17 protein-coding genes are annotated in these 17,824 nt (G+C 26.9%); 7 read left to right on the top strand and 10 right to left on the bottom strand.

Translation table 11 applies throughout. The annotated features are described in order from the left end of the window. The first annotated feature begins 124 nt into the window (after positions 1-124). Both EXC62_RS06205 and EXC62_RS06210 read left to right on the top strand, forming a co-directional pair. Positions 125-1,402 carry a condensation domain-containing protein gene (locus tag EXC62_RS06205; protein WP_026391134.1) on the top strand — a complete coding sequence of 426 codons (1,278 nt, stop codon included), beginning with the start codon at positions 125-127 and terminating at the stop codon, positions 1,400-1,402. Further along, positions 1,389-2,051 (top strand): DUF6320 domain-containing protein, encoded by a 663-nt coding sequence (locus EXC62_RS06210; RefSeq protein WP_026391135.1) that lies wholly within the window; start codon positions 1,389-1,391, stop codon positions 2,049-2,051. Before EXC62_RS06205 ends, EXC62_RS06210 begins: the two co-directional genes overlap by 14 nt. Before the next feature lie 225 nt (positions 2,052-2,276). Here EXC62_RS06210 and recD2 read toward each other — a convergent pair whose 3' ends face one another. Continuing rightward, positions 2,277-4,439 (bottom strand): SF1B family DNA helicase RecD2, encoded by a 2,163-nt coding sequence (recD2, locus tag EXC62_RS06215; RefSeq protein WP_035375937.1) that lies wholly within the window; start codon positions 4,437-4,439, stop codon positions 2,277-2,279. A 175-nt stretch (positions 4,440-4,614) separates the two neighbouring features. Between recD2 and EXC62_RS06220 the strand changes: the two genes are divergently transcribed. Genes EXC62_RS06220 through EXC62_RS06235 form a run of 4 tightly spaced genes read left to right on the top strand, consistent with a single transcriptional unit; the run spans position 4,615 to position 9,971 of the window. Further along, positions 4,615-5,598: a LacI family DNA-binding transcriptional regulator gene (locus tag EXC62_RS06220; RefSeq protein ID WP_026391136.1), complete on the top strand. Its 984-nt coding sequence runs from the start codon at positions 4,615-4,617 to the stop codon at positions 5,596-5,598. After that, the gene (locus EXC62_RS06225; RefSeq protein ID WP_026391137.1) at positions 5,599-7,077 is read left to right on the top strand and encodes a UDP-glucose--hexose-1-phosphate uridylyltransferase; all 1,479 of its coding nucleotides are present in this window, start codon (positions 5,599-5,601) and stop codon (positions 7,075-7,077) included. Next, positions 7,067-8,218, top strand: coding sequence for a galactokinase (locus EXC62_RS06230; RefSeq protein WP_026391138.1), 1,152 nt, complete (start codon positions 7,067-7,069; stop codon positions 8,216-8,218). The genes EXC62_RS06225 and EXC62_RS06230 overlap by 11 nt, the downstream gene beginning before the upstream one ends. Then, positions 8,208-9,971 (top strand): glycoside hydrolase family 2 protein, encoded by a 1,764-nt coding sequence (locus EXC62_RS06235; RefSeq protein WP_197724334.1) that lies wholly within the window; start codon positions 8,208-8,210, stop codon positions 9,969-9,971. Before EXC62_RS06230 ends, EXC62_RS06235 begins: the two co-directional genes overlap by 11 nt. Positions 9,972-9,973: 2 nt before the next feature. Here EXC62_RS06235 and EXC62_RS06240 read toward each other — a convergent pair whose 3' ends face one another. From EXC62_RS06240 to nadD, 5 genes are all read right to left on the bottom strand, one after another. Further along, positions 9,974-10,909 (bottom strand): NAD-dependent epimerase/dehydratase family protein, encoded by a 936-nt coding sequence (locus EXC62_RS06240; protein ID WP_084156740.1) that lies wholly within the window; start codon positions 10,907-10,909, stop codon positions 9,974-9,976. Between the two features lie 2 nt (positions 10,910-10,911). Next, complete coding sequence (locus tag EXC62_RS06245) at positions 10,912-11,340, bottom strand: MerR family transcriptional regulator (RefSeq protein WP_052590099.1); 429 nt, start codon at positions 11,338-11,340, stop codon at positions 10,912-10,914. 81 nt (positions 11,341-11,421) lie between these two features. Further along, positions 11,422-12,552: a tRNA 2-thiouridine(34) synthase MnmA gene (gene mnmA / locus EXC62_RS06250; protein ID WP_026391139.1), complete on the bottom strand. Its 1,131-nt coding sequence runs from the start codon at positions 12,550-12,552 to the stop codon at positions 11,422-11,424. A 4-nt stretch (positions 12,553-12,556) separates the two neighbouring features. Then, the gene (locus EXC62_RS06255) at positions 12,557-14,404 is read right to left on the bottom strand and encodes an NAD(+) synthase (protein WP_162140322.1); all 1,848 of its coding nucleotides are present in this window, start codon (positions 14,402-14,404) and stop codon (positions 12,557-12,559) included. A 4-nt stretch (positions 14,405-14,408) separates the two neighbouring features. Beyond that, a complete protein-coding gene (gene nadD / locus EXC62_RS06260; RefSeq protein WP_162140323.1) occupies positions 14,409-14,972 on the bottom strand; it encodes a nicotinate (nicotinamide) nucleotide adenylyltransferase in 564 nt (187 codons plus the stop codon). A 130-nt stretch (positions 14,973-15,102) separates the two neighbouring features. Between nadD and EXC62_RS06265 the strand changes: the two genes are divergently transcribed. Continuing rightward, the gene (locus EXC62_RS06265; RefSeq protein ID WP_026391141.1) at positions 15,103-15,528 is read left to right on the top strand and encodes a Fur family transcriptional regulator; all 426 of its coding nucleotides are present in this window, start codon (positions 15,103-15,105) and stop codon (positions 15,526-15,528) included. On the opposite strand, the gene rsmH is transcribed toward EXC62_RS06265, so the two are convergent. The 4 genes from rsmH to EXC62_RS06285 form a co-directional block, all read right to left on the bottom strand. Continuing rightward, entirely contained in the window at positions 15,525-16,427 is a 903-nt protein-coding gene (rsmH, locus tag EXC62_RS06270) for a 16S rRNA (cytosine(1402)-N(4))-methyltransferase RsmH (protein WP_026391142.1), read from the bottom strand. The genes EXC62_RS06265 and rsmH overlap by 4 nt on opposite strands. 74 nt (positions 16,428-16,501) lie before the next feature. After that, entirely contained in the window at positions 16,502-16,690 is a 189-nt protein-coding gene (gene rpmF / locus EXC62_RS06275; RefSeq protein ID WP_026391143.1) for a 50S ribosomal protein L32, read from the bottom strand. Positions 16,691-16,702: 12 nt separating this feature from the next. Then, a complete protein-coding gene (locus EXC62_RS06280; RefSeq protein WP_026391144.1) occupies positions 16,703-17,131 on the bottom strand; it encodes a YceD family protein in 429 nt (142 codons plus the stop codon). 82 nt (positions 17,132-17,213) lie between these two features. Beyond that, the gene (locus tag EXC62_RS06285; RefSeq protein ID WP_026391145.1) at positions 17,214-17,789 is read right to left on the bottom strand and encodes a hypothetical protein; all 576 of its coding nucleotides are present in this window, start codon (positions 17,787-17,789) and stop codon (positions 17,214-17,216) included. Positions 17,790-17,824: the final 35 nt, after the last annotated feature.

Genomic DNA, 17,824 nt, shown 5'->3' on the forward strand with positions numbered 1-17,824 from the left:
ATCATAGTCTCCCTTATCTTATCATAAGATAATTATAGCATTTAAAACCTTATTATTACTTATTAATTTCTTATTTAATAGTGTTTTGTTGTATAATAATAGACAGTTAAGTAAAGGTGATATGATGCAAAAGACTCGTTATTGGCATAAATTAGATAATGCCGCAAAAGTATTTCCTGCTGTTTCTAAGAAAGCTCGAAGTAATGTGTTTAGACTTTCTTTCTATTTAACATCAGATATTAATCCTGACATTCTAGAGGAATCAGTTAATCTAACTTTAAAAAGATTTCAAGTTTTTAATATTCAATTAAAGAATGGAATTTTTTGGAATTATTTCTCAGAAAATAAAAAAACATTTAAAGTTGAAGAAGAACCTAGTCAGGTATGTAAATTTTTTAAATTCAATAAAAATAATGGATATTTATTTAAAGTCTATTATTTAAAAAATAAAATAACCCTTGAAACATTTCATTCATTAACAGATGGAACTGGAGCAATTAACTTTTTAAAATCAATAACCTATAAATATTTAAAACTTATGGGTCATTATTTTGATCATGAAAGTTTGATTTTAAGTGAAATGCCTTTTTCAAACAAAGAAAATGAAGATTCTTTTGGAGCAAATTATAATCCAAAAATTAAAAAAAATCTAAAAGAAGAAAAAGCATATCATCTAAAAGGTGATGTTTTTAAAGATTACTGGTCACTAGTATTTAAAATACGAATTAACACAAAAGATTTTTTAACAGTGATTAAAGAAAAATATAAATGTACAGTTACTGAATATGTTTCTGCACTAATTGCTTATGGTATTTATGATGAAGGTATTGATGTTAAAAATAGTAAAAAACCTATAAAAATGTTTATTCCTGTTAACTTAAGACCATTATTTAATTCAACTTCATTAAGAAATTTTTCTTTATATATAAAATCCACTTTTGAACTTAGTAAAGAATGGACTTTTGAAGAAATGATTGAACACACAAAACTAGAGTTTAAGGATCAAATAGTTAAAGAAAAAATTCATATGAGATTAGGAGCTCTTGTTTCATTAGAAAAGAATCCTTTTGTTAGATTTGTTCCATTGTTTATAAAAAATGTGTTTTTTAGAGTTGGGTATTATTTATTAGGTGAATCAATTAACACTTCTTCACTTTCAAATATGGGAATTGTAAGTCTACCATCAGAAATGAAACAATATATTAAAGATGTTGATTTTATCAATAGTGGTAAAGGTATAAATACAACAATTGTGAGTTATGGAGAACATACAAATATAACTTTTAATAGTATTATTAAGGATGTTAGTGTCATTAAAACTTTTGTTTATCAACTACGTAGTGATAACATTGAAGTAATTGTTGATACAAATTACGAGGAGGGGTATGATGAAATCTTGTAAAAATTGCGATATAAAATATGATTCACCCGTTGAATATTGCCTCCTTTGTCATAATGAACTTCATGAAGATGGAACACCTACTGAATATCATTTTCAACCTTATAAAAAGAGTAAATCATCAATTAGTCTTTTATTTAGAATTTTTATTTTAATTAATTTAGCATCTATTATCATTACTTCTTTTGTAAACTACTCTTTATCAAGAAAACTTGATTGGAGCCTAATCGTTAGTGTTTCAAATATTTATTTAATTATATTATTATGGATAATCCTTTATAGTCCTAAATTCGTTATTAAACTATTAGGATTTATAGTCTTAACGACTATTGAAATACTAGCTATTGGATTCTTGATTAAAGATCATCATTGGGCAATTGATATTGTTCTTCCATTTTCACTTATTAGTTCAACTTTATTATTAACAATTGTTTTACTGTCAAAGAAAAACAAATGGCAAGATTACATATCTTTCTTGTTAACTTCAATTGGATTTAATCTATTAGTTATCCTTTTAAATATTTTTAAAATTACTCAAATTAAATGGGCAATAACAGCATCTTTCTTCTATGGTTTACTAACACTTATTGGTTTAATAATTTTTTCACCTAAAGAAGTTAAAGAAGAATTTATGAGAAGATTTCATATTTAACCAAATAGTTAAAACTTATTGGCATGATTTTATTAGAGAGACTTTCTATTTATATAGTTAGTCTCTTTTTTCGAATATTTCCATAAACATTCAATACTTTTTTACTACTCAAAGTTTCAAGTTATTAATAATTTTTTTAGAGAAGTATCAAATTAATGTTTTATAACATTATAATAAGTTTTCATAAAATGAAGAGTATATAAAAAAATGCCCAATAGGCATTTTCTAACTTTGTAGTCTTAACTTAAGTGTTGTTTTTCTTTTCTCTGATAAATGATTTGCTGCATATACTAATAAATTTATATCTCCTATTATTATTAAATAGTTCTTTGCTCTTGTAATTGCAGTATATAGCAATTCTTTTTTTAACATATGTGTATATTGTTTGATGAGTGGTAGTATAACTATTTTATATTCACTGCCTTGAGATTTATGAATGCTCATTGCATAAGCTAAATTCAATGAGTCTAAATCATTTTTTTCATAAAAGACTTCATTTCCATCAAAATCAACTACTAAGTAATCTTTGTTATCAACAGTCTTACTAATTCTTTTAATATAACCAATATCACCATTCATAACAAAATTTTTTGGATCATTAACTAGTTGAATTACTTTATCTTTTTCAAAATATTTTTTATCACCATATTCAATATATGGTTTATTTAGATCATTAAAATTCTCTTGTAACAAAAGGTTTATTGCATCAATACCAATATCACCTTTATATGTTGGTATTAAGATTTGAATATCATTAATCATATCATAACCTTGATCTAATGCACCTTTAATTTGTTCTAAAATAATCTTTTTGATATTATTAGGAAACTCATTTCTAACGAATAAATCATTACCACTTTCAAGTCTTTGCATATCAAGTTTTTGCATATTGACGGCATTTGCTAATTTAATAATATTTGAATTTTTAGCTTGTCTATGAATCTCAGTCAGTTTTACAACAGGTATAATCTTTGATTCAATAATATCTTTTAAAACTGTACCTGGTGATACAGATGGTAATTGATCCACATCTCCAACAATAATTACTTGAGCATCTGAATCGATGGCTTCAAGTAATTTTCTAGCTAAAAATATATCAATCATTGAAGATTCATCAATAATTATTAATTTTTGAGGCATTTTTTTATCTGCATCATATGTAAAAACACCATCATATCCATAGCCTAATTGCCTGTGAATTGTTTTAGCTGGAAGACCTAAAACTTCTTCCATTCTTTTAGCTGCTCTACCAGTAGGAGCCATTAATCCAATTTTTTCATCAATTTCTGGATTAGATAAGTTTATTTTAAAATAAGAAGCATATATTTCAATTATTCCATCGATAATTGTTGTTTTACCTGTACCAGGTCCACCAGTAATTACTGAAACCTTACTTGTTAATGAGCTTAAAATTGCTGATTTTTGAAGTTCTGTATATTCAATATTTTTTTGAATTTGAACCATCTCTAATAATGATGATAAATAATCATAATCAGTTAGTTCAGAAGGTTCATTTTTTAATCTTTTAAGTTCAGTAGCAACACTATTTTCTGCAAAATATGAATTATATAAATAATATCTATCTTCTTCTAGAATTATTTCATTTTCTAAAACTAAACTATCTAGGACTGGTTTAACATCTATTTCAAAACCTAAAATAGACTCAGTATATTTTTTCAAATCAATTGCACTTAAATATGTATCACCATTTTGGAAAGAGTATGTTTTCATAGAAAAAAGAACTGCAGCTTCAATGCGTCTTGGATCATTATTTTCAATTCCCATTTTTTGAGCTAATTCATCTGCTTTTATAAATCCAATTCCTTCAATATCGTTGATTAATTGATATGGATTTTCTTCTAATTTATCTAATGTTAATAATCCATAAAAATTAAGAATTTTCATTGCTGTTTTACCAGCAATATTATATCCGTATAAGTTAACCAAAATATGTTCATTTGTTTGATTATCAAGTAATTGTTGATAAAGTTTTTCAATTTTTGAATCTGAAAAATTAAATTGTTTTAAAATATCTTTATTTGAAAGAATTATTTTTATCGCGTCAACACCAAGTTCTTCAACTATTTTTTGAGCAGTTACTGGACCTATTCCAGTAAAATATGAGCTTGATAAATAACTAACTACTCCTTCAACACTTTGAGTATTACTTTTTGTATATGTTTCAACTTGAAATTGTTTTCCGTATTTATCATGACTTATCCATTTTCCTAAAAACTCATAAAAAATATCCTCACTAAGGATAGGAATATAGCCAACAATAGTTAAATCCTCATTATTCTCATTTATTACTCTAACAATTGAATAAGAGTTATCATTATTGTGATATACGTATCGATTAATTTTCGCTGTTATTCTCTCTAAACTCAAGCTTACACTTCCTCTTTAAATCCTATATTTTATTATATCATATTAATAGTTTCTTATTGATTTTATTAGTAAGTTAATAATATATTTTTCAGTTTTTAAAATTTTAGTAAACTTTTACTAGATTGATGGTATAATTATATTATATTAAGAATATTCTTTATTTTAGGAGGTAAAAATGTCAAATGTAACACTAAAAAACATCGCTGATAAAGCAAAAGTGTCTGTATCAACTGTTTCAAGAATTTTAAATAATGACTCAACTTTGAATGTTAGTGAACAAACACGTAGTACAGTTTTGGAAATTGCGGAAACATTATCTTATAAAGGTCCAAAAACAAGAAAAAATCAAACCGAATATACGATTGCTTTAATACACTGGTATACAAGAAGTGAGGAACTTGAAGATAATTATTACTTAGCAATTAGGCTTGGAATTGAAAATGCTTGTCATGAAAAAAATATAAAAATGACTAAGATTTTTTATGATGACCTAAATACTCTAATTACTCCTGCTGATGGGGCGATTGCTGTCGGTAAGTTCGATCAAAAAGAAATTGATCTTTTCAATAAATACTATAAGAACATTGTTTTTGTTGATTCATCACCAAATGAACAACTCTATGATAGTGTTGTTATTGACTTTGAAAGTGCCTACTTAGAAGCAATTCATTACTTAGAATCATTAGGTTTTAGTGATATTGGTTATATCGGTGGTAGAGAATATACTCATACCCAAAAACAACTAATTGGTGAACGCCGTGAAATCTTCTTTAGAAACTATTTTAAAGATCAAACAAAAATTCATGTTGGAAAATTTTCAATTGATAGTGGCTATCAATTAATGAAGGAAGCAATTGCTACTAATGATCTAGCTGAGGCATACTTAATTGCTAGTGATGCAATGGCAATTGGTGCATTACGTGCTTTATATGAAGCAGGAATTAAAGTTCCTGATGATGTATCAATCTTAGGTTTTAATGATATACCTCAAAGTGCCTATACAATACCACCTCTTTCAACTATTAAAGTGTATAAAGAACATATGGGTGAAAAAGCCGTAGATTTATTATTAGAAGCAATTGATGGTAGGGATATAAAACAAAAAGTTCTTATTTCTACCAAACTTATCGTTAGAGAAAGTACAAAAAAGGTGATTTAAATGAAACAACATATTGAAAACTTAATTAATTTTGAAATTGAAAACAATGTAATAACTAAACGTGATTATTTATATGTTAGAAATCAACTCTATAATCTTTTAGGCATTATACCTAATGATGATTATCTAGTTCCAAATCCAATTAACACTCCTGCTGATGCTCTTAATCCTATTCTTGATAACCTAATAAAGAATAAACAAATTGAAGATTCTATAATAGAAAGAGATTTATTTGATTCAAAAATTATGAATGTTTTTGTTAATTTACCATCTGTGATTCAAGATAAATTTGATTTATTAGCTAATAATAATAAAAAAACAGCTACTTCTTGGTTCTATAACCACTCAAAAGCTGTGAATTATATTAGAACTGATCGTATTGAAAAAAATATTGCTTTTGAAGAAAAAACTAAATATGGAAATCTTCAAATAACAATTAACCTTTCTAAGCCTGAAAAAGATCCAAAAAGTATTGCTCTCGCTGCTAAAAACCAATCATCTTCATACCCAAAATGCGTATTATGTAAAGAAAATGAAGGTTTTGCCGGTAATTATCAAAGAGATTCAAGAAATCAACATCGTTTAATCAACTTTAAACTTTTTGATAATGATTGGTTCTTTCAATTTTCTCCTTATATTTACTACAATGAACATGCGATTGTTTTTTCTAAAGAACATGTAAGTATGTCTATTCAAAATCAAACATTTAAAAATCTACTTGAATTAACCGACATTTTTGATGGTTACTTCTTTGGCTCTAATGCTGATTTACCAATTGTTGGTGGTTCAATTCTATCCCATGAGCACTATCAAGGTGGAAATCATATTTTTCCAATTCAACTTGCTAATGTTCTTCATGAAGAACATCTTAATAACATTAAAATTCAATTATTAGAATGGCCATTATCAACAGTTAGACTTGTTTCTAGTGACAAATCTCTGATTAGTAAATATGCAAATAAATTTTTATCTTATTGGAAAAAATATAACAATGAAGAATTAAATATTCGTGCATTTACAGATGAGACGCCACATCATACAATAACACCTATTGCTAGAAAAAATGATAATCTTTATGAACTTGATTTAATTCTAAGAGATAATCAAACAAGTATTGAACATCCTTCTGGAATATTCCATCCTCATGAAGATAAATGGAATATCAAAAAAGAGAATATTGGTCTTATTGAAGCAATCGGTTTAGCTATTCTTCCAGGAAGATTAAAAACTGAACTCCAAAGTGTTAAAGATTATGTTCTTAATAATAAAGAACTTGATAATGATGCAATCAAACATAAAACATGGGCTGATAAATGGAAACATAAAGCTACTTCTTCTAACATTGATAAATTAATCAATATTGAACTTGCAAAAACTTTTGAAGAAATTCTTGAAGATTGTGGTGTTTTCAAACAAAATAGTATTGGTATTAAAAATTTTAAAAAATTTATTAATGAGGTTATTGAATATGAAAAATAGTTTAAAAGAAAATTTTACAAAAATATTTGGAATAAAACCTGAGAAAGTCTACTTTTCTCCAGGAAGAGTAAACCTAATAGGTGAACATATTGATTATAATGGTGGTTTTGTTATGCCTTGTGCTCTTTCATATGGAACATATGGAGTAATCTCACTTAGAAGCGATAATTTAGTAAGAGTTTATTCTGAAGGATTTACAGATGAAATATATGAGTTTGAAATTAACGATATAACTAAAGATTCAAAGAATAGTTGGGCTGATTATGTAAAAGGTGTTTTTTCAGTAATGAAAAATAGAAAATATAAAATAGATCATGGATTTAATCTATACTTATATAATACAATGCCAACAAATGCTGGACTTTCTTCAAGTGCTTCACTTGAATCGCTAATTGTTTATATCTTAAATGATATTTTTGATTTAAATATTGATATTACAAACATGGCTTTAATCGGTAAAGAGTCTGAAAACAACTTTGTTGGTGTTAATTCAGGTATTATGGATCAATTTGCAATTGTTGCTGGAAAAAAAGAACATGCAATTCTTCTTAACACCCAAACACTTGACTATAAATATATTCCGCTAATTCTTAATGATTATAGTTTACTTGTTATTAATACTAATAAAAAGCGTGGACTTGCAGATTCTAAATACAACGAACGTTTTAATGAATGTCAAGAATCTCTTGAAATTCTTAAAAAGCACTATGATGTAAAAGACTTATGCAGTATTAGTGTTAACGAACTTCCTAAAATTAAAAAACTTTTATCACCAATTTTATATAAGCGTGTTAAACATGTAATCACTGAACAAGATCGAACAATTAAATCAGCACAAGCATTAAAAGACAACAAAATTATAGAATTTGCAGAATACTTAAATGAATCTCACAAATCACTTCAATATGATTATGAAGTTACTGGTATTGAACTTGATACTTTGGTTAATGAAACAATTAAAGCCGGTGCCATAGGAGCGAGAATGACTGGTGCAGGATTTGGTGGTTGTATTGTTGCAATTATTAAATCAAAAGATATTGATAATCTTATTCCGAAAGTAAAAACAAACTATACTAATCTAATAGGTTATGAACCATCATTCTATGTTGTTACACCAAGTGATGGTCCAATTGAATTATAATCATGAACAATTATTAACACCCTATGGAAAGAATATTGATCCAAACAATCTTCTCTCTGATTATCCAAGACCTCAACTTAAAAGAAATAGTTATTTAAATTTGAATGGATATTGGTTTTATGATATAACACAAGGTGAAAGACCATCAACATTCAATAAAACTATTTTAGTACCATTTTCACCTGAAACTTATTTATCAACTGTTAATAAGATTTTAATGCCAAGCGAAACACTTTTCTATTACCGTGAAGTGTTTCTTCCAAAAGATTTTAAAAAAGATTCTTTAATCATTCATTTTGGAGCAATTGATCAAACATCTGAAATCTATATTAATGATGAATATGTATATAAACATATTGGTGGTTATACTCCTTTTTCAATTGATATTACGAAGTATATTAGTGGTAATAGTTTTACAATTTTAATTAAAGTTACTGATCTAACTGATACTTCATATCATTTAGTTGGTAAACAACGAATTAAAAGAGGAGGAATATTTTATACACCTCAATCTGGAATCTGGCAAACTGTTTGGCTTGAAAGTGTTCCAAAAGATTATATTAAAAGTCTAAAAATGAAAACTGATATAAATGGATATATTGATTTTTTTGTTGATAAAACTGGAAGTCTAGATATAGATGTGAAAGTTTACTTCAATTCCATGCTTGTTGGTAACATTATAACTAAGAATGATAATTTTACATTAAATTTATCACTTGTCAATCTTTGGTCACCTGAAAATCCTAATCTCTATGATATAGAAATTTCATATGGTGATGATAGTATTACATCATACATTGGCTTAAGAAAAGTTGAAAGAAAAATGTTAAATGATAAAATGCTATTCTTCTTAAACAATGAACCTTATTTTGTTAATGGTCTTCTTGATCAAGCATACTATCCTGATGGTTTACTTACCCCTCCAAGCTATGAAATAATTAGAGATGATATTATAAAAATGAAGTCATTAGGTTTTAATATGTTAAGAATGCATATTAAGATTTCTCCATATAAATTTTATGAGTATTGTGATAAAATTGGAATGCTAGTTTTTCAAGACATGATTAATAGCAATGCCACTAACATCAAACTCCATCATGGACTTAATTTAATTGGGATACATCTAAACGATAGAAATCATCGTTTGTTTGGTAGAAAAAATGAAATTGGTCGAAGATTATATGAAAAAGATTTAAAAGTAATGATTGATTATTTATATAATGTCACTTCACTTATTACTTGGGTTCCATTTAATGAAGGGTGGGGACAATTTGACTCTATACGAATTACCGAATTACTCAAAAATCTTGATGATACAAGACTAATTGATCATGCAAGTGGATGGGCTGATCAAAAAGTTGGTGATTATTGTAGTAGACATATTTATTTTAAAAAGATTAATTTTAGTAAAAAGGACTCTAAAAAAAGAATCCTTGCTTTAACAGAATTTGGTGGATATAGTTATCCAATTGAAAATCATCGTTTTAATCCAAATAAAATCTTTGGATATAAAATATTTAATACTAAAGATGAACTTCAAAAGGCTTATAAAAATCTTCTTATAAATGAAGTTAAACCACAAATTAAAAAAGGTCTTTCAGTACTTATCTATACTCAAGTAACTGATGTTGAGGATGAAGTGAATGGACTACTTACCTATGACCGCAAACTATTGAAAATGGATGAAGATTTTTTAACTTCAATCAATCAAGAACTTCAAACTGAATTTAATACTTATTTAGCTAAAAAGTGAGACTACTCACTTTTTTTATTGTCGATAAAATATTTTGTAGTTTCATATATAGCATCTTCAATACTTTCAAGCCTAAAACCAGGATATCTAGAAATAAACTTTGAATATGACAATATATAATCATTTTCAAATTGATATCTCATTTCATACACTTCTTTTAAAATCGGGATAAATAAACTTAAAAATCTATGAATACTTTTAGGAATAATTCTTAAACGATATTTTTTATTCAAATTTTTAGTATATAAATTAAAGATTTCATAGATATTATTAGTTTGATATGATGGAAGATTCCACTCTTGATTATAAGTTTGATCATCTAAAGCTAATAAAACTGTTGCACGTGCTAAATCAATTGTATATCCATAACTATGTTTTTTGTTTGGATTACCTAGAAATAGTGGATTTTTACCTTTAATCATATTTTCTAGAAACGCTGTATGAATAATACTTCCTTTTGCCATTGGTCCAAAAAAATCTGGAGCACGCACAATTAAAATATCAATTGAACCCATATTACTTTTTAGTTTTTTGAAAAGTTCTAATCTTATTCTTCCTTTTCTACTATTAGGCTTTTTCAAACTATCTTCAAAAATAATTGAACTACTATTTCCATATAAATATATATTATCAAAGAAGATTATCTTAAACTTGTTTATTCTTGCTGCTAAAATAAGATTATCAATAATGATTGGCCAATTCTTAGCCCATACTTTTGTACTATATTCTAAACCAATTGTTAGGTAAACGTGTGTAGCATTTTTAGTAACTAATTCAATATCTTTTTGATTTGTTGCATCAGCTTTAAGATAATCACTTTCCTTAATATCTGTTCTACCTACTCTTATTACTGTTTTATTTACTCGTCTTAATTCATTATAAATACTAGTTCCTATTGGTCCGTTGGCTCCAATAATTACATGTAATTCTTTTTTCATTTTTACACCTCAATCTTTTCATATAAATCATTAACAATCATGTATAATTTTTCATCAAAAAAAGTTTTATTTTCCTTATATTCAATGTGATTATTTGCTAGTGGAACACTATTAATTAATTTTATAATCGTTTGATAATTATTTATATGATCAAGTAGCATTTTAATTTTACTTTTTATAATTATACCAATCTTTTCATTACATTCAGGTGAAGCTTCAAGTTCAAGACTCTCTAAAATTACTTTAATCTCTTTCAAATCAAACATCGCATACTGCAAAACTTTGATTAGCTTTAATTTTAACAAATCTGATTCTTGAAATATCCGATATTTACTCTCTAAACGTGTTGGTTTTAATAATCCAATCTCTTCATAATATCTAATAGTATAAGCTTTTATACCGCTTGCTTTTGATAATTCTTTTATTTTCATAAATATCAACCTCCATATAGATTTTAACATTCAAGTTAACTTTAATGTCAAGTAAAAAAAACGATATTATAAAAATATCGTTTATGAATAAATTCTTTCTTCATCATTAAAGAATACTTGATCAATAAATCCAGCTCCTAAACAAACATCACCATCATAAAAAACAGCTGCTTGTCCAGGTGTTACTGCTTTAACATTGTTATATTCAACGATTGCTTTAGTATCATCAATCCATGTTAGATTAATATCAATATCTTTTTGACGATATCTAAACTTAGCACTCATTTTTCCTGATTTTTTTGCTCCACGCCATTTAATATCTGTAATAATTGCCTTATTACTAAACAAATGAGGATGATCTTTATCTGGTTCAACATATAACGTGTTCGTTTTTAAATCTTTTCCTACTACATACCATGCGTCTAATGAATCTTGGCTTCCACCAATACCCAATCCTTTTCTTTGTCCGATTGTGTAATTCATTAATCCATAATGTTCTTTTACATAGGTTCCATCTAATCTGCGCATATCACCTTTTTTAGCAGGTAAGTAATTACTTAAAAAACCACTAAAGTTTCTTTCACCAATAAAACAGATTCCTGTTGAATCTTTTTTATCTGCAGTTGCTAGATCTTGCTCGTGAGCAATTTTTCTTACTTCTTCTTTTTCTAATTCTCCAATTGGAAATAAAACATTTCTTAATTGACTTGTTTCTAATTGTGATAAGAAATATGTTTGATCTTTATTATTATCTTTTGCACGTAAAAGCATGGGATCAGTTGAATCATGATTTATTCTTGCATAATGACCCATAGCAATATAATCATAATCAAGCGTTTTTGCATATTTAACAAATGCTTTAAACTTAATTTCATTGTTACATAAAATATCTGGATTAGGTGTACGATTCTTCTTATATTCATCAAGGAAATATGTAAATACTTCATCCCAATATTCTTTTATAAAATCGACTTTATGTAACTTAATACCTAATTTATCAGCAACTTTTTTTGCGTCTCGATAATCTTTTTCTTGTTCACAGACTTCATCAAAAGCAGTTGGATTTCCTTTGAAATCTTGGTTAGTTGCACTATCCCAATTTCTCATAAAAACTGCTTCTACATCATATCCATCTTTTAATAACAGGTATGCAGCGACACTTGAGTCTACTCCACCTGATAATCCTACTATAACTTTTTCTTTTTTCTTCATTTCATCACTTTCTTACTATATCTGAAGGCATCCTATATGATATTCTTGGAGATAAGCTTAAATCAAATAGTTTTGGTCCTTCTGGCATTGTTGTTCTTTTAAATTGTTGACTATAGAATCGTTTTATAAAACGATTTACATAAGTCGTTGCTTCTGAATTTGAAAGAGTAAATACCTTCTCTACTAACCAAATAAGTTTTGGTTCATCTAATCCTGAATTTAAATGATAGTGCATAATAAAATCATTTATTAAATATGTCCCAATCATTGCTTCTGACTCTTGACCATCTAATAATTCAGGTGAAATTTTCTTTTCAACAATTCTTGTTAAAACATCTTTTATATGTTTATATTTATTATTTGAATAATATGTAATTAATGCTTGAATTAATGTTTTTGGTAAACCAGAGTTAATTCCATACATACTCATCTGATCACCATTATAAGTCATAAATCCTAATGCTATTTCTGACAAGTCACCAGTACCTAAAACAATTCCTTTGTATTTATTTGCTAAATCCATTAAAACAAGTGTTCTCATTCTTGCTTGAGCATTTTCAAATGTTACATCTTTTGTATCATGATTAATCTCTTTCAAATGTTTATTAACACTTTCTTCAATATTAATTACTAAAGGCTCTAATCCTAAACCTTTAGCAAGTTCTTCAGCATCAAGCATACTCTTAGAAGTTGATGCATGTGCCGGTAAAATAACTGCATATAAATCTGCTAATGGTAGATTCATCATTTTAAACGCATTATACGCTATTATTAAAGCATGCGCTGAATCTAATCCTCCAGATAATCCCAAAATAATTTTTCTACTATCTACTGGTAGAGTTGAAAGTTTTTTTATTAGACTAGCTGTTAGAATATTATATGTCTTTTCTAATTCTTTCTTCTCAGGTACAAAAGGTTTCTGATTTACTTTATTCGAGAAATAAAAATTATTATTCTCTTTTAATGTAAAATTAACTTCGTGGTACTTTATTTCATTTTTAAAAATACTCTCTCGATAATTACTATCTTGTCTTCTACGATAGTTAATCATTGTAACATTAATATCTGCTATTAATTCATCTGCTTCAAAACTAACACTTTCACTTTCTGATACCATTTCACCCAAGCTAGCAATCATTTTATGTGAGCTAAATAACGCTTCAGAGCTTGATTCAAACATTCCTGTTGTTGTATATAGGTATGCAGCCATTTGTTTTCTTGAATGGTCTAAGACAGCATGTCTTCTAATACTATCTTTGTTTATAAGTTCTGTTGAAGCCGAAAGATTTAAAATTATATTTGCTCCTGCCATTGCTAAATCATCTGCAGGTGTTTTAATACTCCATAAATCTTGACAAATTTCAACTCCAATAGCAACCTTTTTCTCTTCTTCAATAAAAATAATACTTCCAAATGGTACTTCTTTTCCAAAAAGCTTTACAACATTAAAATTTGCTTCATGTCCAGATAAGAACCATCTTTTTTCTTGAAATTCTTGATTGTTTGGTAAAAAGTATTTTGGAACAATTCCTAAGACTTCATTTTTTTGAATTATTGCAGCAACATTAAATAAACCACCTTTAATATCTAATGGTATTCCAATTGCAGCAATACCCTCATGTTTATTATTTTTCAATATTAATCTTAGTGAATCAAGTGCTTCATCTAATGTACGTTCTTGGTAAAAAAGATCAGATGTTGTATACCCAGTTAATGTTAACTCAGGAAAAACAACAACACTAGCATCAGTGTTATTTAAAACATTTAAAATCTCTTGTTCATTATTTTTAATATCTCCTGCAATTATTTTTGGAGTTGCAGTCATTACTTTTAAGAAACCATTTTTATACATTATTTCACGCTCCATATAATTCATTATCTTTTATATATTGATATACATTTCTATCTAACCAGTCTTTATGTTCATGAACATTATTTCTGATTGCTGTTGAATTAGCTTCATTGTTAAATTCAATCACTTGATACTTCGGTTTTAAATATAGATATTTTTTAATTAATTCATTTACATCTTGTTTATTTCTTTTAATAATTATTAATGGATATTTTTTTAATATTTCTTCATAATTAATCCACTTATCAAAATTCACTAAATTATCTGCACCAATAACAAGATGAAGATTTTCATAAACTTGTTCTAGACTCAAAAGAGTTTTTAAGGTTCCATCAAAAGGTTTATAATACTCAATATCATTAATTTCAACATTAGGATTAGTATTAAAAACTATTTTTAACATTTCTTTCCTAATTTTAAAATCAATTAATTCTTTTTTGAAATATGTATCTCCAACAGGAACAATAATAACTTTAGAATCTCTAAACTCATTCAATAATTTCTTTACTATTTCATAATGCGCTTTTGTTGGAGGATTAAACGAACCTCCATAAACTATATTTATCATATAACCACCATTAATATTATATCACTTTTTATTATAATACATTATAATAAGACTATTTAGAGTATTTCACTTCTTTTTTGTTGATATGCTTGTTATAATCTTTATAGATAAGACTAAAAGGAGTACCAAAATGGATATCAAAGAGAAATATTACGATAAAATCAGAGGTATGGGTCATAGATTAACTAATAACCGTATCGCTATGATTGAAATATTAGAAAACCAACATTTAACATTTAAAGAAATTCAAAAAGAACTTTTTAAGAGAGGTTATAATAACGTTGCCTCTATTTACAATAATTTAGAGTTTTTAGTCAAAGAAAAAGTTGTCGTTGAATTATACATTGGAAACAGAAAATATTATGATTTAGCAATGGATAATCCCGGACACAGTAACGAAAGTCATATCCATATTAGTTTAAAGGATACTGAAGAAATTACAGAGATTAATGATCCAGATATTTTCGAATTTATTAGTAAACATCCGAAACTTGAAGGTTACGACTTAGAATACATCAGAATAATTATTGGAGCGAAAAATAAAGATGCTAATTAGGCATCTATTTTTTTTGCAACTCTCATCTTAGCTGATTTACTTCTTGAATTATTTTCTAATTCTTCATCACTAGGATATACCGGTTTTTTTGTAACTATCTCTAAATCCATTTTAGGAATATTAATTAATGGTAAGTTTTTAGGAACATTTATTTCCGATTTTTCTTTAAAGAAATGCTTAACAATCCGATCTTCTAATGAATGGAAAGTAATAATAACAATTCTACCTTGATCATTTAATAATTCAACAGAATCATTTAATAATTGTTCTAAAACACCGATTTCATTATTAACAGCAATTCTTAATGCTTGGAAAACTTTTTTAGACGAATGACCTTTTCTTTTAAAATTAATTTTATCACATATGGCAACCAAATCAGAGGTAGTCTTTAATGGTCTTCTTCTAATTATTTCATTAACAATTTTATAACTATTCTCTTCATCACCATATTTAAAGAATATTTTTGCAAGTTCATCTTTATCATAAGTATTAACCATTTCTTCAGCTGTTAAACTACTTTCTTGATTCATACGCATATCAAGTTTTGCATCTTTCAAATATGTAAATCCTCTTGATTCATCATCAATTTGAAATGATGACATTCCTAAGTCAAGTAAAATACCATCTACTTTTGAAATTCCAAGTTCATTTAATCGTTTTTTCATGTTAGCAAAATTATCATGAATTATCGTTTTATTAGAATATGATTCTAACTTTTTACTTGCAACATCAATCGCATACAAGTCTTGATCAAAAGCATATAAATGACCTGCACTTAAATTCTTTAAAATAAGTTCACTATGTCCAGCACCACCTAGTGTACCATCAACATATATTCCATCTTTTTTGATGTTTAAATATTCAATTGCCTCATTAAGTAATACTGTCACATGTTTCATATTTAAATACCTCGCAATATTAATTATATCATACCAAAGAAAGAAAAAAGCACCTCTGTGCTTTTTCTTTCATCTTATTTTTTAGATTCTTTTTTCTCTAAAACAAGTTGACCCTTGTAATAACCACTATTTGGTGTTACACGGTGTGGTAAAGTAAATTCACCTGTTTGTGGGCATACAACTAATGTTGGTGCTTGTAACTTTTGGTGAGTACGACGTTTTCTTTTCGCTGTTTTACCCGTTCTTCTAAATGGAACTGCCATTTATGTCACCTCCTATATTTTCCAATCTTTTAATTCTTTAAAAGCTGGATTAATACCTTTCTCTTCTTCTTCATCTTTTGGTTTTTCATCTGGTAAAAAGATTGTTAATGGTTTCTCTAATAAAATATGAGCAAAAACTATTTCTTCTAAATCAATTTCATTAGAAAGTACAAAATCTGCTTCTTTACCATTGCCAAAGTTTAAAGCCAAATTAAAACTTAAATGATGATTAACAGGTTTTAATGATCTTGAGCTTGCAAGAACTAAATCAACATTAACGTCAATATTTAAATCTAATTCTTCATATCCAGGAATTATAGAACCTGTTACATGACATTCTCCTATTTCTAGAATATCATTCTTTTTATCGATTAAATTTGAAAAATCGAAGTATTTATCAATTTTTATTATTCCGTCGATTTGTGATGTATATATTTTCATTTTATCCACCTATGCTATTATACAAATTTGTGTTGCATTTGTCAAACAAAAGTTTAAAAAAACAACCCTAAAAGGGTCATTTTTACAAACGAATTGCTTTTTGAATTGTTTGAATAACTAATCTTTCTTTTTCTGTTAAAACATCTGGATAATTATATCCATCAAATAAGAAATGATCTCTCAGTGAAAAAGCAATTGAATTACCACCAGTTAGATCTAATCTTAATGTCAAATTTGAAACTTTTGGTTCTTTAGGATCGTCATAATCAATTTTAACTTGTAAGTGTTTAATATCATTTAATTTAATCACACCAGCAAAATCAACATCAACATGACCTGTAATATAGTTAACTTCTGCTTTATGATAAAACAATGTATTTTCATCAAAGAAAATTGTTGTTAGAATTGCATTATTATAATCAATACGGTGTTCCTTATTAACTTCCGTCACTCTAAATTTTAGTTTACTACTATGATTTAGATTTGGTGCTGAAATCACTAAAGGTTTTGAAACTTTGTGATTTTCAATACATAATACTTTCTTCGCTCTTTCAAGCGCTCTTGTTGTTGTCTCATTTATTAGACCTTCAACTTTATTATTTTCTTTACCTTTTAATTTACGAAAATACTTTTTCATTATCTTAATTCTGTTTTCCATTATGTTCTCCCACCTTTCCACCTATTCTTATTTTA

Origin of the sequence: Haploplasma axanthum, from assembly GCF_900660745.1 — a bacterium.
GTDB lineage: Bacteria > Bacillota_I > Bacilli_A > Acholeplasmatales > Acholeplasmataceae > Haploplasma > Haploplasma axanthum.